Origin of the sequence: Paraburkholderia kirstenboschensis, from assembly GCF_032806925.1 — a bacterium.
In the GTDB taxonomy this organism is placed as follows: Bacteria; Pseudomonadota; Gammaproteobacteria; order Burkholderiales; family Burkholderiaceae; genus Paraburkholderia; species Paraburkholderia kirstenboschensis.
On sequence record NZ_CP136512.1, the window covers coordinates 2629527 to 2648080 of the forward strand.

The window sequence follows — 18554 nt, forward strand, 5'->3', positions numbered from 1 at the left end:
CTCAGCGCGCCTTGCCGCTCGTGCTGAACCAACGCTGTTCCGCACGCGACATCAGCCACGCGACCAGCAGCGCGCACACCGTGCCGAGCGTGACTTCGCCGAGGCGCAACAAGGCCTTGTCCCATGCCGGGCCGAGGCCCGGTACCAGCAGCATGATGGTGGCCGTAATCCCGCCGAGCCGAGCCGCGCTGCCGACGTTCACGATCCAGCACAGCACGATGGCCACCGCCACCGTCGCCGCGTAGGCTGCAAAATAGTCGTGGCCAAGCGTCGCGCCGGCAAGGCCGCACAAGCCGCCGACCATCGCGCCGATGAACTGGTCGCGCGACAGCTTGCGCGTGTCGACATAGCTGTGCTGGCTCACTGCAATGGCGGTAATCGCCGCCCAGAACGCCTGCTCGGTATGCAGCGCCTGGCCGATTCCGAACGCGAGGCTCGCGCCCGCCACGGCCTGGAACGCCATCAGGCTGCCTTCCGTTAGCCGCTCGGCGAACGGCAGCGATTTGAGGAACGCGAAAAGCGATTCGGCGGCGCTCGCGCGCGTCGTTTGTGCTGGATCGTCGGGAGGAGTCATTGAATCGCGGGGTTCCAGAAGCTGCGAAAGCTGCAAGGGCGTCGGACGCTGCAAACGCAGCGGACGGGCCCGTATTCTAGCTTTCGCTATGACGCAGGCGGCGATAGCGTTTCATGAGCGGCGTCGCCGACACCCCGTGGATTACCACCGAAGCCGTGACCACCGCGAGCGCAAGCGGCACGAGCGGCTTGATAACCGCGGCCGGGCCGTATTCCAGCGAATAAGCCAGATAGTAGAACGAGCCCACGCCGCGAATGCCGAACCAGCTCATCAGGCGCCTTTGCGTGGGCATGGCGTCCGAGCCGAGCAACGACAACTCGACCGACGCGGGTCGCACGAAAACGAATAGCGCGACGGTAAGCGCAAGCGCCTGCCATGTGAAAAGCGGCGCATTCAGCGTCGCGAGCACGTTGCCGACCATGGCCATGATAACGACTTCCGCGATGCGTTCGAGCTCGATCGTGAAGCCCAGCACGGACTCGGTCATGAACGCGTGGGCTTTCTCGGGATCGGACGCAGTGGCTTCGACATTCTCCGAATCCACGGTGCCGATCGTCTCGCGGGGCGAGGCCCCGCCGCTCGCCTGATATTCGACGCGACGCATCGACACGCCGGCCGCGAACACGGCGAGAAAGCCGTAAGTCTGAGCAAACTGCGCCGCGCCGAACGACAAGCCGATCAGCCCGAGCGCAAAGAAGCCTTCCAGGCCGAGCGCGTGCGCATGGCGCGTGCGCAGCCAGGCGACCGCGTGCGTGGTGACCCAGCCGAGCACACCGCCGATTGCGATTGCACCCAATACACCCCACACGACCGTGCCGGCAAACTTCAGGTTCAGCACGTCGCCAGCGTCGGCTCCATGCATTGCGCAGAAGGTGAGACCCACCATCGCAAACGGCAACGCGATGCCGTCGTTCAGACCGCCTTCGCCCGAAAGCGCGAAGCGCAGCAGATCGTGGTCGCCAGGGTTGTGCACCTGGACGTCGTGGGCCAGCACCGGGTCGGTCGGCGCGAGAATCGCGGCGAGCAGGACGGCAGGGCCCCAGCCGAGATGCAGCACGTAGACGCCGAAGAGTGCGAGGAGCGGCACAGTCGCCAGCATCGCGAGAAAGCCGAGGCGCAGCGGCACCATCCACAGTTTGTCGAGCACGCCCACGCGCAGGCGCAGTCCGATGGCGAAGAGCGACACCAGCAGCGCGATTTCGGTGACGGTGCGCAGCAGGTGCGCGTCGGCGACCATGTCGAGATGCAGCAGATCGAAGCCGGGCGGGCCGAGCGCGTAGCCGAGCGCAACATAGAACATGGCCGCGCTGACGGGCAGCCGGCGTAGGGTCGTCGCGGCCACGCCCATGAAAACGAGCACGGCGCCGACGATGAGGAACCACAAAGTTTCGTGCATGAGCATCCGGTTAGGGCCGACATGCGAACGGCGCATGACAGGCCGGGGTGGATGGACGACCGCCCGGGTGTGTCACGTCGCGACAGTCGACGCGTGACAGCGCATGAATTTCAGGGCGCGCGTCCAAATGCTTCGCGCAGCTTGCGCTTGGCTTGCTCCAGCGTCGCGCGGCGGGTTTTCGGCAGGTTCCTGCCCGCGCGGTTGATGTAGAAATTGAGCATCGACATCGCCGATTGAAACGGTGTGCCTTTGCGGCGGCTGCTTTTCGTCGACGACTGTTTCAGCGATTGCGCAATCTCTTCGGCGTTGCCGGTCTTGAAGATGTCGCGCTGGAGGTCCATCGCGTCGCTCGTTTCCATCACATGATGCGACCACCTGTGCGAACTCTTGCCGCCTGCGCGCGATGCATTCTTCTGCTCAGCGGCATGCGCTTGCGCATGGCGCTGACGCGGCGGCCGTCCCGACTTGCCGCGTGCCGGCGAGCGCCGCGATTTCCTGGTTGCTTTTCTTGCCGCTTTTCTGGCCGCCATTCGACAGCCTCCTTTTTTAGTCTTTGTGGCGCAGCCCTGCTCGCAGGATTGCGCGCGATTCGCCAGGCTGTTCGCGTCATCGAATCCAACGCGCTGAAAGTCAAACGCGCCGGCCGCCGCGATGGCGGCGTGCCGGCGCAGGTCAGGACGGTGCGCGAAGCGCGAACCGCTTCACGCACTCGCCGCGGCTCGCCAATTACAGTTTGACTCCACCGGCTTCGGGCGCATCCGACGAACCGGCCGGAATATCGCCTATGTCCGCGTCATCGCGCAAATCGAACCGGTCGCGGCCCCAGTACGGCTCCTTGCCGTAGTACTGGTGAACGGAGGTGGCCCACGTCTCGTCCGCCATCGACGGCCAGTGATCCTTGTCGAAACCCGGGGCGCTTTTCACGCGTTCGGCCGTCATGTCCAGCATGAAGCACTTCTGCTCGGTGTCGAGCGTGAGCGCGCGCCATGGAATCGCGAGCAGCTTGTCGCCGATGCCGAGGAAGCCGCCGCTCGAAAGCACCGCGTACGCAACGCGGCCCGAGCGCACGTCGAGCATGATGTCCTTGATCTTGCCGATATCCTCGCCGTCGCTGCTGAGCACTCTGTTGCCGTCGAGCGTGTCTGCCGCCATCACGTCCGGGCCCGGGCCTTCCGCGGTCGCGCTGCCTTTGCCGACGATACGTGCGCCTTGCATGCTTTGCGTCTGACTTTGCATGACCATGATGTGCCTCCTTTGCAGGTTAGGGTGACGATCGATGCAGCAACGCGCGTTCCTCGCCCGGTGTGACGGTTGATATAGAGGCGTTGCGGAAAGCGTATTCGCGAGCATGGACAGTGCTTACACAAGCCGCTTCGGCGATGCCCGTACAAACATCGTGCGATGCCGCCGGCGTCTGCGGGCATACGATCTTTGCCCGCGTAAATGATGCGCGCGCCGTTGAAATTCCTGCGTCCTGTAATCGCAGTTAGCTTGCGGCCGTCTTCTCCGCGCGCTGCGCGGATCTAACGGCCGTGCTCGCGGTTCGCCGTGCGGTTCGCGCGCCGGCTTTTGCGCTGGCATTGGCACCGGCTTTCGCTGCCGCCTTGTTCGCTTCGTTGCGGATGGTGCGCGACTTCTTCAGCAACGTCGTGATGGAGCCGTTGATGCTCTCAGCGGTGTCCGCTTCGCGCAACTTGCGACCTTTTGCTCCCGCCTGACGCGCGAGCCTGGCGGCGCGCTTTTCGGCATGCGCGAGCAATGCGGCGAACGCTACTTCGTCCACTTTCAGGCCGCGGCGCGACTGACCCGGCGGCAAGGTTTGCAACTGGTCGGTTTCGAATGCGCTAATCACTGCAGGATGGATATAGCAACGCCGGCACACCGCGGGCGTGTTGCGCAGCAAGCCCGCGACTTCCTTGACGGTCGCCACGATATGACGCCGCGCTTCGGCAGCGTTGCCGCACACGAGGCGCCGCAGCGCCGCGAGCGCGTAGACGCTGCCCGCCCATGTCCGATAGTCCTTCGCGGTGAAGTCCGCGCCGCTTGCGCGGCGCAGATAATCGTTGATGTCGGCTGAACCGACGGTACGGCGTGTGCCGTCGTCGTCGAGATACTGGAACAGGTCGTGACCCGGCAGATCAGCGCAGCGCCGCACGATGCGCTTCACGCGCTGGTCGTCCACCGTCACGTCATGTTCGATGCCGCTCTTGCCGCGAAACTTGAAGCGCAACTGTCCCGCTTCCACCTTCACGTGTTTCTTACGCAGCGTCGTCAAGCCGTATGACTGGTTTTCGCGCGCGTATTCGACGCTGCCGATGCGAACGAGCGTGGTATCGAGCAGCCGCACGACTGCCGCAATCACTTTGTCGCATGGCATGCCGGGCAGTTCGAGATCGCGGGCGACGCGCGCTCGGATTCGTGGCAGTGCCCGCCCGAACTCGGCCATGCGTTCGTATTTGTCGGCGTCGCGCGTTTCGCGCCAACGCGGGTGATAACGGTATTGCTTGCGCCCGCGCACGTCGCGGCCGGTCGCCTGAATATGTCCGCGCGGGTCTGGACAGATCCATACGTCTTCATACGCGGGCGGAATCGCGAGCGAGTTGATGCGTTGAATCTCCGCTTCGTCTTCAATGCGCTTTCCTTGCACGTCGAAATACGCGAAGCCGTCTTTTTCGCGCTTGCGCGTGTAGCCCGGCTTGCTGTCGTCGGCATGGCGCAAGCCGGGCGGCATCGCGGGTGTCGCGGGCTGCTTCTCGCTGTCGCCGGTCGATGCATGACCGTTTTGCATCGTGCTCGCAGTGCTTGTCGTTGTGATGTTTGCCATGGCTATCTTTGCAGGTAGAACTTTCAAGCGTGAAGCGCGTTGGGCTAGTGATGGCCCAGAGCAAAGCCGGTGCCCGGTACTGTCCGCTTGATGCAGCGGGCGGAACAGTCCTTGCGACGAACGTCATACGTATCAACCCGAGAAAGGAGAGCGCCATGAGCAGTACGCTGAACCCCGATGAAGAGCCGCAACAGGTCGTCAAACAGACGTCAGGCACGACGGGCGCGTTGGGACCGAGCGATTCGTCCGATAGCGGCAGCGACGTCGCGGGCGCGAAGCGCCACGAGTTCGACGTCGAAACGGAACTCGACAATCACGCGCTCGAATTGGGCGACGCGGAAATGGGCAGCGACACCGACCGGGCGGGCACCGGTGAGCGCGCGGCGGCGGACGGCGATTCGACGCTGGACCCGGACAGCGACATCGAGCCTGATCGCATTCTGACGCCGCCGACAGCCGACGATGACGACGACGGTCTCGACGAGGACCCGACCGGTCTATAAATCGCGTCGCGCTTCACGCACCCGAGCCCTAAGCCCGTCACAGCGGGCGGCGGGGCCGGGCTGCATCACGCGGTAGCTAGTCAAACATCAGGCACACGCCTTGCTGCCGCATCGTTAATCAAAGATGAACGGGCCGGCGCGCATGACACGCGCGGCCCCGGCATTAGAACGAAGGAGAGAATCATGGCAAGCAGCCTCGACGGTCTGAAGGTAGCGATCCTCGCGGTAGACGGTTTTGAACAGGCTGAACTGGCGGAGCCGAAACGCGCGCTCGCCGAGGCCGGCGCGACCGTGCACGTGATTTCAGCGAAGCCCGGCAAGATCCAGGGCTTCAGGCACGTTGATAAAGGCGACACGGTCGAGGTCGATTCGACTTTCGACAAGGCCATCGCCGACGACTATGACGCCGTCGTCTTGCCGGGCGGCGTGGTGAACGGCGACGCGATTCGCCTGCTGCCGCAGGCGCAGGCATTCGTCAAAGCGGCCGACAGCGCGAAGAAGCCGATCGCGGTGATTTGCCACGGCACGTGGCTGCCCGTATCGGCCGGAATCATCAAGGGACGCACCGTGACGAGCTGGCCGAGTCTGCAGGACGATATCCGCAACGCGGGCGGCACATGGGTCGATCAGGAAGTGGTCGAAGACAACAATCTGATTTCGAGCCGCAAGCCGGACGACATTCCCGCATTCAACAAGGCGTTGATCGGGCAACTGTCGAAACGCAAGGCTGCATGAGCGGCGCGGGCGGGCAATGAGACGCGCCGGTGACTCCGTGAACAAGGGAGAAAACGCATGAAATTACGGTATCCCCTACAAGCGATGACTGTGGCGCTTGCTCTTGGCACGGCGCCGGCCGGGATGGTGTATGCGCAGGCAAGCGACGCTCCCGCGAGCGATGCGCCCGCCGGCGGCACGAAGCTCTCGCCCGCGGACCAGCAGTTCATCCAGGACGCTTCACAATCCGACGCTACCGAAATCGCGGCAAGCAAGATCGCGTTGAAGAATTCCAGCGATCCGCGCGTGAAGAAATTCGCGCAGCAGATGATCGCCGATCATACGAAGCTCTCGCGCAGCATGGGGGCGCTCGCGGCGAAGAAGGGGTTTGCCACGACGCCGTCGGCCGACTCCGCGCTCGTTGGCAAGCTGCAAACGCTCAAAGGCCAGAAGTTCGACGAGGCGTATGTCGAGCAGGTCGGCCTCGAGGCGCATCAGCGGGCAGTCGATCTGTTTCAGCAGGAGAGCCAGAGCGGCACTGACTCGCAATTGAAGGCCGCGGCCGCGCGCGCGCTGCCGATCATCAAGCATCATCTGGAGATGGCGCAGCAGCTCGCCGGTGCAATGAAGGGCGCGTCATCATGAACGCGATCCTGCCGCGGCCTGCCTATGAGGATTCCCTTATGCAGATCACTTTTTCCGACGACAAACCGACCTTCGACGGCGCCAACCTGATGGTTCGCTTCATGGCGCGCGTGGACGGCGAACCGGTTGTCTGCGCCATCACGGTCGAGGCGCTGGAAGATCACTTCGGCGCCGGGTCGCCGCTCGAAAGCGAGTTGATGGAGGCCTTCGACAAGGGCCGCAACCGGATCCGTTCGGTATGCGCCGAGGCGCTCGACCAGAACGACGGCGAGGGCGTAGTCTTGCATAGCGGATTGTTCAGAGTGGAAGGCATGGAGCCCGACCGCGGCACGGCGGTCTAGCGCCACCGCTTCGTCTGATTACCCACCTCGACTACTCGCGGGCGTCGTCCGTCAAAACGCAATCACGATGCAAGGAGGCCTCATGTCACTCATCGTCGCAGCACGCTTTACGACATTCCCAGCCGCGGAAGAAGCGGCGCAAAAACTGTTCAATGCAGGCTTCGTCGAGGAAGACGTGACGCTCTTCTTTGTCAATCCACGTGGCCAGCACGCGCGGTTCCCGATTGGCGGCGACACTCACACCGATGCCGGTGCGAAAGGTGCGCCGAAGGGCGCGGGCCTCGGCGTGACGATCGGCGCGGTGGCGGGCGCTATTGTCGGCGTCGGCATCTTCGCGGCGTTTTCCGCGCCGCTGCTTGTCTCGGCGATAGCCGCGGGCGTCGGCGCCTATATTGGCTCGCTGGCCGGTGCCATGTGGCGCACTCGCGATAGCAACGAAGCCGGGCATCGCACGCCGTTCCACGAAGAGGCGCGCGATTCGGGCGTGCTCGTCGCGGTGCACGTCTCGCCGGACAACCAGTTCGACGCCGCGCGCTTGCTGCGCGAAGCAGGTGGCGTGTCGATCGAACGTGCAACGGGCCGTTGGCAGCAAGGCCGCTGGGCCGACTTCGACCCGCTCAAGACGCCCGTCCCGCTCAACGAGTACAACGAAAAGCGCGCTTGACATAGTAGCCACTGGCAACAAATGGCAGCGAAGGGCAGCAAAGCGGAAAGGGCCCGACAGACGTCGGGCCCTTTTCATTGGCGCACCGGAAACGCAATCCCGCTGGGCACTACGAAGTCATACCCAGGTGCGCGCCGCGCCGCGTTGCGGCACGGGCGCATGGTGTGCAGGACGTTCGTCGCGCGTGGGCTCGCATGAGGCTGGCATTACGCCTTTGCGAGAACTCTCGCACGTCGAAGGCGCGGCTTGCGCGCTTGCGCGCGCGCTGGCCGCAGTGCTATCGGGCGGCTGCATATGCTCGCGAATCTGCAATACGCTGGCCGACGTGACTATCGCGACGACGGCCAGAAGTTCTGCGCTGCGAATCTTCATGATGTTTCTCCCTGTCGTTGTTGCCTGCCCATTCTTTTCAATTCGTCGATGTGTCATGCAGCTTCATTGCTGGTGCGCTGCATGGCATTACGCGGGCGAAGCAACGAGAGCAACGCCTGTGCCACGTGCGAAAGCCGCACCGGGAAAGGCTTTCACGCCGCTGATGCATGTTCGCGCCGCGCAACATTTACCCACGACTGCAACAAAGAGGGCGGTGCAAAGCGGCGTGCCTGTCCGAGGCATCGCGCGATGCTTCGGGCACGCGCCATGCGTGGTTACCGATGAACCCCGTTGCCATGCGCAGGCGGTGGCAAAGCCGGCGGCACGCGCACCGCGACGCATGCGGGCGTGCCGGCAACGGATTCCGCGATTAACGAAACCCTGGAGGTATTGAATGGCTACGAATGTTGTTTCCGTGCTGAACGATCTCGTCGAAACATCGAAAGATGGTGAAAAGGGCTTTCGCAAGGCAGCGGAAGATGCGCGTGACACACAGCTGAAGACGATGTTTCTCGCGCGCGCCGAAGATTGCGCCCGCGGCGCACGCGAGCTGCAGGATGTGGTTCAGCGCCTGGGCGGTAAGCCGGAAACGGGCGGCAGTGTGAGCGGTGCGCTGCATCGGGGGTGGGTCGATGTGAAGTCGGCGGTGACGGACCGCAGCGACCATCAGATTCTCGTCGAGGTGGAAAAGGGCGAGGACGTCGCGAAGAAGAACTATCACGACGCGCTGGAAAAAGAACTGCCCGCCGACGTCCGCGCGATTGTCGAGCGTCAGTACCAGGGCGTGCTGCAGAATCACGACCGCGTTCGCGATCTGCGCGATCAATACGCGGCAAAGAGCTAATCGGATAGCCGGCCGTCAGGCCGGCCTCCAATTGCAGAAAGGCCGTCCGCACACGTGCGGACGGCCTTTTTTCACGCGGTGCTGCGCCCGGCGCAGAACGCCGGGCCCGACGAACTTATTCGGCGGCGATCTTCAGGCGGTTCTTCACGCTGCTCACGCCCTTCACGCCTTCCACGACGTCCTGGGCGGCGGTCTTGTCCTCGGCCGAAGGCACCGAGCCCGTGAGCCACACGACGCCCTTGCGGGTCTTCACATGGATATGCGTGGACTTCACGTTCTTCGCGCCGAGCAATTCGGCCTTGACCTTCGTGGTGATAGTGCCGTCGTCGACGTGCTGGCCGATGGTCTCAGACGAAGCCGACGGAGCCGAGGCGCTCGTTTGCGCGGTCGCGTTCAGTGCGAACGCAACGCACGCGATGCTGCCGGCAGTCTTCAGGAATTGGATGGTCTTCATGGTTTTCTCCTTCGGGTGTTGATGAAATTGCGGTCTTGTTGCCTGCGGTCGATCGCGGCCGAAGCCGCCGATGACTCGCGTGGGGTCGTTGCCGCTACGGTTCCGTCAGGGCCCGTTTTCGACACCGGGCGGGTCTTCACAGTCATTGCGCGTTCGCGCGGGATGCGAAGAGAGCCGTCCGTCCACATCCTCCTCAGCGCAAAGTGTGTGCCTGCCCATTCCTTTCGTGGACCATAAAAGGGGCAAAGCCCGCGCCGGCGGGCGCTTTTCCGCAGATGAATAGTGAAGACGCGCGACATTTGCGTACACGTCGACTGCTGTGAAGCGGACCCGGAATTTGCCGGGTCGCTTGTAAAAAAGGCGCCGCGCGGTGCCGCAATTCGCGGGCCTGGAAAAATAAAGGCTAAGGAAAACAGTGCCTTGCAAAAGCTGGTACGCGTGTTGCTCTAATGAGGGCACTCCTTACCTCAGCTTTCAACCGGATCTCAACACGATGCCTTCAATTGAACTTCGCACAAGGCAGTCTCTTGCACTTACGCCGCGTCTGCAGCAGTCGGTGCGTCTGTTGCAGCTATCGTCCCTCGAGTTCCAGCAGGAATTGAGAACTGCGCTCGATACCAATCCGTTCCTCGAATACGACTCGTCGGATACGGAGGACGTTGCGCTCGCAACAGCCACGTCCGGCGAAGAGCAGGGCGCGTTGCCGGCAACCGACGCAGTCGCGGCAGCCGAGCCCGACTCGATGCCGGCTGAAGCGGTTACGAGCGAGACCCTCGACAGTGGCGGCCCCGACGATATGCCCGGCGACTTTTCGGGCGACTACAGCAGCCGCAGTTCGGCCCGCCAGAACGGTGACTCCGATGGCAGCGATCCCGCCGAATGGGCGCGTTCGCAACCCACCTTGCGCGAGCAACTGCACGACGCACTGCGTCTCTATCGTCTGGACGACCGCGATCGCGCGGTCGCGCGTTTCATTATCGAGGCACTCGACGACGACGGTTATCTGCGCCAGGACCTGGCGGATCTCGCGGACAGCGTCGAGCTCGAACCCGAATTGACGGAAGAAGAACTGCTGGTCGCGCTGCGCCTCGTGCAGTCGCTCGACCGGCCCGGCCTCGGCGCGCGTTCGCTGTCCGAGTGTCTGCTGCTGCAGGTCAATGCGCTGCCCACGGACACGCCCGGGCGCGATGTCGCGCGGCAGATCGTCGAGCATCATCTCGAGCGGCTCGCGCGTCGCGAGCAGGCAGAACTGCAAAAGCAGATTGGCTGTAGTGCGGAAGAACTGCGTGTAGCCTGCGCACTCGTGCGTAAGCTCGATCCGAAGCCCGGCAACTGCTACGGCCGCGCCGAGGACAACTACGTCGTGCCCGATGTGATCGTGCGTCAGGTGCGCAACAAGTGGGTGGTGACGATCAATCCCGCAGTGCAGCCGCGCGCACGGATTCACCGCATGTATGCCGAGCTGTTCGCACAATCGGCGGGGGCAAGCCGTTCGCCGCTCGCCCAGCAGCTTCAGGAAGCGCGCTGGTTGATCAGGAATGCGCAGCAGCGCTTCGACACGATTCAACGCGTCGCCGAATGCATCGTCGCGCATCAGAAGGCGTTTTTCCAGTACGGTGAAATCGCGCTCAAGCCGATGGTGTTGCGCGATGTCGCCGACGAACTCGGCCTGCACGAATCGACCATCTCGCGCGCGACCGGCAACAAATATATGGCTACGCCACGCGGCATTTTCGAATTCAAGCATTTCTTCCCGCGTGAGCTCGGCACCGAAAGCGGCGGCACCTGTTCCGCCGCGGCCGTGCGGGCGCTGCTGAAAGAAATGATTGCTGCGGAAAACACCCGCGACCCGCTCTCCGATGTGACGCTTGCAAAGATGCTCGCGGATCAGGGCGTGCTCGTCGCGCGCCGCACGGTCGCCAAGTATCGGCATCTGATGAAGGTGCCGCCGGCGGAATTGCGCCGCCAGGTTTAAGCCGGGTTTAAGTTTGCTGAGCCCCTGCAAACGGGGCTTCAATGCAAAGCGCCACGCGAGGCTGTCTGCCCGGGTGGCGCTTTTTCGTATCTGGACGTTTTGCGCACGCCCCATTACATTGGCGGGTCAAATCAGAAACGGGTGAGCGCGATGAAGTATTCGAGTCGGGTCGAGGGTTTGCAAGGCAGACGCACGTCGGCGTGGGAAATTCATCGCGTGGCGCAGCAGGCGGAGGCGAATGGCGATGACGTCATCGTGCTGAGCGTGGGGGACCCCGACTTCGCTACGCCCGCGCCGATTGTCGAGCGTGCCATCGAGGCGTTGCGCGGCGGCGATACGCATTACAGCGCGGTGTCCGGGCGCGATCCGCTGCGTGCGGCGATTGCCGGGGAACAGGCTCGCATGACCGGTTGCACGGTCGGCGCGGCGAATGTGATCCTCACGGCGGGCGCGCAAAACGGCGTGTTTGCCACGTCGCTTTGTCTGCTCGAAGCAGGCGACGAGGTTATCGTTCCCGAGCCGATGTACCTAACCTACGAAGCTTGCGTGCGCGCCGCGGGTGCGACGCTCGTGCCGGTGCCGGTCGACCCCGCGCGTGCATTTCACCTGAATTGCGATGCGCTCGAACGAGCGGTTACGACGCGCACCAAGGCGATTTTCTTTGCCACGCCGTGCAATCCCACCGGTGTCGTGATGCCGCGCGCGGACCTCGAACGGATTGCGCGGCTCGCATGCGAGCACGACCTGTGGGTGCTGTCCGACGAGGTCTACGCAGATCTCACGTTCGAGCGCGAACATGTGAGCATCATGTCGCTGCCCGGCATGGCGGAGCGCACCGTCACGCTCGGCAGCCTGTCTAAATCGCATGCAATGGCGGGTTGGCGCGTAGGCTGGGCGATCGGACCCACGCAACTAATCGAACACATGGGGCGGCTCGCGCTTGCCATGCTGTATGGCTTGCCGGGCTTCATCCAGCAGGCCGCATTGACGGCGTTGCACGAGAAGTCGCGAATCGTCGCGCAGATGCGAGATATCTACAGGCGCCGTCGCGACGTCGTGTTCGAGCGTTTGAGCCGTGTCCCGCGGTTGCGCTGCCAGCTACCCGAAGCCGGCATGTTCATGATGGTCGACGTCAGCGGTACGGGCCTCGATACCGTCGATTTCACATGGCAGCTGTTTCGCGCGCAAGGCGTGTCGGTGCTCGATGCGAGCGCTTTTGGCGAGACCGCGAACGGTTTCGTGCGGCTGGGGTTTGTCGTCGATGAAGCGCGGCTTGCCGATGCGTGCGAACGGATTGCGGCGTTCGTCGCGGCGTTGCCGGCGCGAACGAACTCGTGAATGCGCGCGCTCGCAGCGAAATTCGTGCAGGGCGTCCAACGGTATAATTCATTCGTCTCTCAGTTGCCTCTCAGTTGCCTGTCTCGCGTCGCTCACTGCGGCTAACGAACCATCCTGAATAACCGGCTTTGCCAGCCGCAGCCTATGCACTTTCGCCCGATCCAGTCTTTCACGCGCAAACGGCTCTCCGACGTCGTCGCCGACCAGATCAAGCAATTGATCTCCGACGGCGCGCTGATGCCGGGCGACCGGCTGCCCGCTGAGCGCGACCTGGCGACGCAGCTGGCGGTGTCGCGGCCTTCGTTGCGCGAAGCGCTGATCAGGCTGGAGTCGGATGGATATATCGCCACGTCGGGGCGGGGCGGCTTCACGGTGGTCGATCTCACGGCGCCGATCATTTCGAAGCCGCTCGCCGAACTGCTTCTGCAAAATCCGCGTACCAGTGCCGACATTCTCGAGTTGCGCCAGGGGCTCGAATCGATTTCGACCGTATATGCCGCGGAGCGCGCAACCGCCGCCGATCTTCGCAAGATCAAGGCCGCGTTCGATGCATTGAAGGCGGCCTCGCAGTCGCAAGATCGCGTCAATCTAGCGGAGCTGGACGCCGCTTTTCACCTGGCGATTGCGGACTCCACGCACAACATCGCGCTCGCCCATGTCATGCATGGCATCCACACGCTGATTCGCGAAGGCATGCGTCAATACCATCGGCTAATCGATTACGACGAAGCGATGGAAAAGCAGTTGATGAGCCAGCATCAGGCCATCTACGATGCCGTCGTCGCGCGCGACGCCCAAAAGGCACGCAAGGCGGCCGAACGTCATCTCGCCTTCGTGCGCGAGATCTATCAGGAAGACGCTGCGAAGCTTTAGGCGTCGGGCGCAGTTTTCACTTCACCTTTATCGCTATCGGATCACAGCGGCGGTGTAGGGAAGCGGAATTAATTGGGCTGGGCCATGAACGGAGCTTCGACGTTCGGTCATGAGCGTCCGTATCGCGTCTAATTACCGTCGTCCCAAATGGTATTCAAAAGCGCAATGAGCAACGTATTGCGATTCCGCCGCGCATGCACGACGTTCAGCACCGTGACGGTCTGTGCAGCGGCCGTTGATATAAAACATGAGAGCGCGTGAAAAAAAGCCCGCCGGGCGGAGTACCGGCGGGCCCTTAGATCCAAACCTCGGTGACAAGTCCGGAGGGTTCGGAAGGAGGACGAACTACGTTGACTCGACCAACCGCTTGGCCTGCCCACTGCGCTCCCCTGTTATGAAAACTGTCAGCAGATATAGCGCCCGCTGTCCTCTCGACGAAGCTCTCGCCGTGATCCTGCGGGAGCACGCGTGATGCGATCCGGGCTTGCGACTCTCGAGCCCTGGACTCATGCCTTGACAAATTGCAGGCCGCCGAAATTCTGGATCGTGGGAATGTCGACTTTCGTGTACGTGCCAATCTGGGTGACCGGGGCGACCACGATACTGGGGCTGGCAAAGCCGCCGCCGTAAGCGGCATTGACGTTTCCTGCGTTGTAGTTGCTGCCGCCGCGTACAGCGGACAGCGCCTTGGCGGACAGTTCTTCGGTGTGGGCGATGTCTTTGATGGTCAGTGAGGTCATGGTAGGTCTCCTGGAGCTGTTTCTCTGTTTCGGTTTAAAGAGTACGGTTCGACGTGCAAGCGGGGAGAGCGCACCTCTATGGGATTGAACGGCATCCGCTATCAGCGCGACTCTCCGCGGCGCTTAACTCACGCTTTGGCAAACTGCAGGCCGCCGAAATTCTGGATCGTGGGAATCTCGACCTTCGTGTACGTGTCAGTCTGGGTGACCGGCGCCACCACGACGCCCGGGCTGGCGAAGCCGCCACCGTAGGCAAGGTTGAGGTTTCCTGCGTTGTAGTTGCTGCCGCCGCGTACAGCGGACAGCGCCTTGGCGGACAGTTCTTCGGTGTGGGCGATGTCTTTGATGATCAGTGAGGTCATGGTAGGTCTCCTGGAGCTGTTTCTCTGTTTCGGTTTAAAGAGTACGGTTCGACGTGCAAGCGGGGAGAGCGCACCTCTATGGGATTGAACGGCATCCGCTATCAGCGCGACTCTCCGCGGCGCTTAACTCACGCTTTGGCAAACTGCAGGCCGCCGAAATTCTGGATCGTGGGAATCTCGACCTTCGTGTATGTGTCAGTCTGGGTGACCGGTGCCACCACGACGCCCGGGCTGGCGAAGCCGCCGCCATAGGCAAGGTTGAGGTTTCCAAAGTTGTAGTTGCTGCCGCCGCGTACAGCGGACAGCGCCTTGGCGGACAGTTCTTCGGTATGGGCGATGTCTTTGATGATCAGCGAGTTCATGGTAGGTCTCCTGGAGCTGTTTCTCTGTTTCGGTTTAAAGAGTACGGTTGCGATGTGCAAGCGGGGAGAGCGCACCTCTATGGGAATAAACGGCATCCGCCATCAGCGCGACTCTCCGCGGCGCTTAACTCATGCTTTGGCAAACTGCAGGCCGCCGAAATTCTGGATCGTGGGAATCTCGACCTTCGTATACGTGTCAGTCTGGGTGACGGGCGCCACCACGACGCCCGGGCTGGCGAAGCCGCCACCGTAGGCAAGGTTGAGGTTTCCTGCGTTGTAGTTGCTGCCGCCGCGCACAGCGGACAGCGCCTTGGCAGACAGTTCTTCGGTGTGGGCGATGTCTTTGATGGTCAGTGAGCTCATGGTAAATCTCCTGTGAGGGTCTTCAGTCTGGATGGAAGAGCACTATTCGTCGCGCTCACAGCGGTATTTGCATAGGGTGTGCCAACCTCAACCGTGCAAGCTGGCGATGCTTATATAAAGCACTGAAAATAAAGGGAAAATTAAAATATCCCGCAGCGCTGTTCATGCGATTGCGAGGCGCGAGGCAGCAAAAGGTGTCGTGCTATAGCAAACACGTTTTCGGGCGACTGTCTGCTTCGAGAAAACGGCGGTGCGATCAGAAACTTGTTTGAATGACTTGGACTCGTCAGTTAGTTGGCGAGTCCAAGCAGTTCAGTTCCCCGACAGCGACTCGCGCAGCTTCGCCGCCGCACGCGCATTTCGCGTGGCGATCTAACGATTGACACGCTCTGGCGAGTTCCTTATATTTTGGTCAGACCAACAATACCAGTATGACTGGCGGCGTTTTTTGCGCGCCCCGTTCCCGCGTGCCCCATTCCCTGCAATGAGCTTGTGAAAGTAGCCCTCTTTATCCCTTGCTTCATCGACGCGTTTTATCCCGAGGTCGGCATCGCCACGCTCGAATTGCTGGAACGCTTTGGCATCCAGGTCGATTACCCGCAGGAGCAGACGTGCTGTGGCCAGCCCATGGGCAACAGCGGCGCGCATGCAGAAGCGGCCGGCGCGGAGCGGGTGTTCGCGCGCAACTTTGCGGGCTACGACTACATCGTCGGACCTTCGGCGAGCTGCATTCACCACGTGCGCGAGCATCTCACCGCCATCGATCAGACCGACGAAGTCAAAAAGGTGCGGGCGAGCGCCTATGAGCTCGTCGAGTTTCTGCACGACGTGGTCGGTGCGCGCGAATTTCCGTGGGCCGAGTTTCCGTACCGCGTCGGCCTGCACAACAGTTGCAGCGCGTTGCGGCATTTGAAGGAGGCGTCGGTATCGGAAGTGGCCGGCCAGCCGTTTTCAAAACCGCGCGCATTGCTTGAAGGCGTGAAGGGCATCGAGTTCGTCAAGCCGTCGCGACCCGACGAATGCTGCGGTTTCGGCGGCACGTTCTCGGTGACCGAAGAGCCGGTGTCGGTGCGCATGGGGCAGGACAAGGTCTGCGATCATCTGAATGCGGGCGCGCAATACATTGTGTCGGGCGACATGTCGTGCCTGATGCATCAACAAGGCTGCGCGGAACGCATGAAGGCCGACGCACGCTTCATTCATATCGCACAAGTGTTGAACGGGGCGCGCGCATGAGCCGGATCGACCACGCGAAAGCAGCAGGCGAGTTCATCAAAAAGACGGAGCATGTGGCGTTTCACGACAAGCGTCTGTGGGATTTGCGCGAGAAACGCGACGCACAGGCGCACGGCATTGCCGAGTGGGAGACGCTGCGCGAACTGGCATCCGGTATCAAGGAGCATACGCTGTCGCATTTGTTCGAGTACCTCGAACAGTTCGCGGCCGCGGCAGAGGCGAACGGTGTCGTGGTCCACTGGGCAGCGACGGCGGAAGAGCACAACGCGCTCGTACACAAGATCATGTCCGAGCGCGGCATGACCACGCTAGTCAAAAGCAAGTCGATGCTCACCGACGAATGCAAGATGCGCGAGTACCTCGAACCGCGCGGCATCACGGTGATGGAAACGGATCTTGGCGAGCGCATCCAGCAGCTCGATCATCAGGACCCGAGTCACATGGTGGTGCCAGCGGTCCACAAGCTGCGCGCCGATGTCGCCGAACTGTTCGGCCGAACCATCGGCACCGATCCGCACAATAGCGACATTCATTACCTCGCGGAAAGTCAGCGCATGAATACGCGGCCGTATTTCGTACGCGAGAAAACGGCCGGCATGACCGGCTGCAATTTTGCGGTCGCGGAAACGGGCACGGTCGTGGTTTGCACGAACGAAGGCAACGCCGATCTCTCCGCAAATGTGCCGCCGCTGCATATCGCATCGATCGGTATCGAGAAGCTGATTCCAAAGGTCTCGGATCTCGGCGTATTTATTCGCATGCTCTCGCGAAGTGCGCTGGGTTCGCCGATCACGCAATACACATCGCATTTCCGCGCGCCGCGTCCGGGCACGGAGATGCATTTCATCCTCGTCGATCATGGCCGCTCGGAACGGCTCGGGATGGAAGACTTCTGGTACTCGCTCAAATGCATCCGCTGCGGCGCCTGCATGAACACGTGTCCCGTGTATCGGCGCAGCGGCGGACTGTCGTATGGCGGTACTTACTCGGGGCCGATCGGCGCGATCATTAACCCGACCTTCGACTTGAAGCGTTATAGCGCGCTGCCGTTCGCGTCCACACTCAACGGCAGTTGCACGAACGTGTGTCCGGTGAAGATCAATATTCACGAGCAGATCTACAAATGGCGCACCGTGATTGCCGAGCGCCACGAAGTGCCGTTCGTGAAGCAGGAAGTATTGAAAATGGCAGGGCGGCTGCTCGCGAGCCCGACGCTGTATCGCGCAACGGTAGCGTCGATGAGCGGTGCGTTGCGGCGGCTGCCGAACTTCGTACTCTATAACCCGCTGAATATCTGGGGCAGACAACGCGAGTTGCCCGAGGCGCCGAAGCAGACCTTCCATGCGTGGTACAAGCAAAACCGCGGAGGTGGCGATGGCAACGCGTGAGGCCTTTATCGCGAAGGTGCGGCAGGCGCAACCGGCGGCGCGCCCGCGCCCTGACGTGCCGTTGTTTAGCGCGGTCGGCGGCGATTTGCGCGCACGCTTCACGTCGGCATTGCAAACTATGGGGGGCACCTGCGTCGAAGCAGGCGCGGCGTCGGAGGTTGCGAGTCTGATCCGCGAGCGATTCGGCGCAACGGTGTCGATCGCTTCGGCCACTGCCGAGGTGCCCGGCACGCGCCTGCTCACGGCGGACACCGAACCTTCGTCGTTGCAGGATGTCGACGTCGGCGTGGTGCGTGCGCGTTTCGGTGTGGCCGAGACCGGCTCGGTGTGGTTCAGCGAACGCGAGTACGTGGTCAATGCGTTGGGCTATATCGTGCAGCATCTCGTGGTATTGCTCGATCCGGCGCAACTCGTCGACGGCTTGCAGGACGTTTATCGCCGCGACGATTTTCGCGATGCCCGTTATGCGGCACTCGTCACGGGACCTTCCGCGACCGCGGATATAGAAGGCGTGCTGATTCGCGGCGCGCAGGGCGTGCGGTCGCTGACGGTGATGTGGTTGGCCGGTGAGTAGGCGCGGAAGCGG

Annotated in this window: 23 protein-coding genes; 12 read left to right on the forward strand and 11 right to left on the reverse strand. The window is 62.4% G+C overall.

Annotation, left to right across the window (positions count from 1 at the left end):
* Window position 1 precedes the first annotated feature (1 nt).
* The 5 genes from RW095_RS20765 to RW095_RS20785 form a co-directional block, all read right to left on the reverse strand.
* Window positions 2–574, reverse strand: coding sequence for an FUSC family protein (locus tag RW095_RS20765; RefSeq protein WP_128589817.1), 573 nt, complete (start codon window positions 572–574; stop codon window positions 2–4).
* A gap of 76 nt (window positions 575–650) precedes the next feature.
* Window positions 651–1970: a cation:proton antiporter gene (locus RW095_RS20770; protein ID WP_317018046.1), complete on the reverse strand. Its 1320-nt coding sequence runs from the start codon at window positions 1968–1970 to the stop codon at window positions 651–653.
* Between the two features lie 110 nt (window positions 1971–2080).
* On the reverse strand, window positions 2081–2500 hold the full coding sequence (locus RW095_RS20775; RefSeq protein ID WP_317018048.1) for a DUF3175 domain-containing protein: 420 nt from the start codon (window positions 2498–2500) through the stop codon (window positions 2081–2083).
* Between the two features lie 196 nt (window positions 2501–2696).
* Window positions 2697–3212, reverse strand: coding sequence for a PRC-barrel domain-containing protein (locus tag RW095_RS20780; RefSeq protein WP_128596952.1), 516 nt, complete (start codon window positions 3210–3212; stop codon window positions 2697–2699).
* A gap of 244 nt (window positions 3213–3456) precedes the next feature.
* Window positions 3457–4794: a DNA topoisomerase IB gene (locus tag RW095_RS20785; protein ID WP_394365111.1), complete on the reverse strand. Its 1338-nt coding sequence runs from the start codon at window positions 4792–4794 to the stop codon at window positions 3457–3459.
* Window positions 4795–4949: 155 nt separating this feature from the next.
* Here RW095_RS20785 and RW095_RS20790 point away from each other — a divergent pair, with 155 nt between their 5' ends.
* The 5 genes from RW095_RS20790 to RW095_RS20810 all read left to right on the forward strand — a co-directional run bounded on the left by RW095_RS20790 (window position 4950) and on the right by RW095_RS20810 (window position 7661).
* Window positions 4950–5297: a chemotaxis protein gene (locus RW095_RS20790; protein WP_317018049.1), complete on the forward strand. Its 348-nt coding sequence runs from the start codon at window positions 4950–4952 to the stop codon at window positions 5295–5297.
* 183 nt (window positions 5298–5480) lie between these two features.
* Window positions 5481–6032, forward strand: a complete 552-nt coding sequence (locus RW095_RS20795; RefSeq protein WP_317018051.1) for a type 1 glutamine amidotransferase domain-containing protein — start codon at window positions 5481–5483, stop codon at window positions 6030–6032.
* A 57-nt stretch (window positions 6033–6089) separates the two neighbouring features.
* Entirely contained in the window at window positions 6090–6656 is a 567-nt protein-coding gene (locus RW095_RS20800) for a DUF4142 domain-containing protein (RefSeq protein WP_128596948.1), read from the forward strand.
* Window positions 6653–6997, forward strand: a complete 345-nt coding sequence (locus RW095_RS20805; protein WP_087754887.1) for a DUF1488 family protein — start codon at window positions 6653–6655, stop codon at window positions 6995–6997. Before RW095_RS20800 ends, RW095_RS20805 begins: the two co-directional genes overlap by 4 nt.
* A gap of 82 nt (window positions 6998–7079) precedes the next feature.
* Window positions 7080–7661, forward strand: coding sequence for a hypothetical protein (locus RW095_RS20810; RefSeq protein WP_317018053.1), 582 nt, complete (start codon window positions 7080–7082; stop codon window positions 7659–7661).
* 117 nt (window positions 7662–7778) lie between these two features.
* Here RW095_RS20810 and RW095_RS20815 read toward each other — a convergent pair whose 3' ends face one another.
* Entirely contained in the window at window positions 7779–8033 is a 255-nt protein-coding gene (locus RW095_RS20815) for a hypothetical protein (RefSeq protein ID WP_317018055.1), read from the reverse strand.
* Window positions 8034–8427: 394 nt separating this feature from the next.
* Between RW095_RS20815 and RW095_RS20820 the strand changes: the two genes are divergently transcribed.
* Window positions 8428–8877: a ferritin-like domain-containing protein gene (locus tag RW095_RS20820; protein WP_128589546.1), complete on the forward strand. Its 450-nt coding sequence runs from the start codon at window positions 8428–8430 to the stop codon at window positions 8875–8877.
* A gap of 115 nt (window positions 8878–8992) precedes the next feature.
* Here RW095_RS20820 and RW095_RS20825 read toward each other — a convergent pair whose 3' ends face one another.
* Complete coding sequence (locus RW095_RS20825; RefSeq protein WP_128589548.1) at window positions 8993–9331, reverse strand: BON domain-containing protein; 339 nt, start codon at window positions 9329–9331, stop codon at window positions 8993–8995.
* Window positions 9332–9824: 493 nt separating this feature from the next.
* Between RW095_RS20825 and RW095_RS20830 the strand changes: the two genes are divergently transcribed.
* From RW095_RS20830 to RW095_RS20840, 3 genes are all read left to right on the forward strand, one after another.
* Window positions 9825–11306, forward strand: coding sequence for an RNA polymerase factor sigma-54 (locus RW095_RS20830; RefSeq protein ID WP_317018057.1), 1482 nt, complete (start codon window positions 9825–9827; stop codon window positions 11304–11306).
* A 150-nt stretch (window positions 11307–11456) separates the two neighbouring features.
* The gene (locus tag RW095_RS20835; RefSeq protein ID WP_317018058.1) at window positions 11457–12644 is read left to right on the forward strand and encodes a pyridoxal phosphate-dependent aminotransferase; all 1188 of its coding nucleotides are present in this window, start codon (window positions 11457–11459) and stop codon (window positions 12642–12644) included.
* Window positions 12645–12788: 144 nt separating this feature from the next.
* On the forward strand, window positions 12789–13517 hold the full coding sequence (locus RW095_RS20840; RefSeq protein ID WP_317018059.1) for a FadR/GntR family transcriptional regulator: 729 nt from the start codon (window positions 12789–12791) through the stop codon (window positions 13515–13517).
* Between the two features lie 506 nt (window positions 13518–14023).
* On the opposite strand, the gene RW095_RS20845 is transcribed toward RW095_RS20840, so the two are convergent.
* From RW095_RS20845 to RW095_RS20860, 4 genes are all read right to left on the reverse strand, one after another.
* A complete protein-coding gene (locus tag RW095_RS20845) occupies window positions 14024–14257 on the reverse strand; it encodes a hypothetical protein (RefSeq protein WP_317018061.1) in 234 nt (77 codons plus the stop codon).
* 128 nt (window positions 14258–14385) lie between these two features.
* Window positions 14386–14619, reverse strand: a complete 234-nt coding sequence (locus RW095_RS20850; protein WP_201702970.1) for a hypothetical protein — start codon at window positions 14617–14619, stop codon at window positions 14386–14388.
* 128 nt (window positions 14620–14747) lie between these two features.
* Complete coding sequence (locus RW095_RS20855; RefSeq protein ID WP_317018063.1) at window positions 14748–14981, reverse strand: hypothetical protein; 234 nt, start codon at window positions 14979–14981, stop codon at window positions 14748–14750.
* A 129-nt stretch (window positions 14982–15110) separates the two neighbouring features.
* On the reverse strand, window positions 15111–15344 hold the full coding sequence (locus RW095_RS20860; RefSeq protein ID WP_087754404.1) for a hypothetical protein: 234 nt from the start codon (window positions 15342–15344) through the stop codon (window positions 15111–15113).
* Window positions 15345–15836: 492 nt separating this feature from the next.
* On the opposite strand from RW095_RS20860, the gene RW095_RS20865 reads away from it, so the two are divergent.
* Genes RW095_RS20865 through RW095_RS20875 form a run of 3 tightly spaced genes read left to right on the forward strand, consistent with a single transcriptional unit; the run spans window position 15837 to window position 18542 of the window.
* The gene (locus tag RW095_RS20865) at window positions 15837–16580 is read left to right on the forward strand and encodes a (Fe-S)-binding protein (RefSeq protein WP_317018066.1); all 744 of its coding nucleotides are present in this window, start codon (window positions 15837–15839) and stop codon (window positions 16578–16580) included.
* Window positions 16577–17968, forward strand: coding sequence for a lactate utilization protein B (locus tag RW095_RS20870; RefSeq protein WP_317018067.1), 1392 nt, complete (start codon window positions 16577–16579; stop codon window positions 17966–17968). The genes RW095_RS20865 and RW095_RS20870 overlap by 4 nt, the downstream gene beginning before the upstream one ends.
* Entirely contained in the window at window positions 17955–18542 is a 588-nt protein-coding gene (locus RW095_RS20875) for a LutC/YkgG family protein (protein WP_317018069.1), read from the forward strand. The genes RW095_RS20870 and RW095_RS20875 overlap by 14 nt, the downstream gene beginning before the upstream one ends.
* Window positions 18543–18554: the final 12 nt, after the last annotated feature.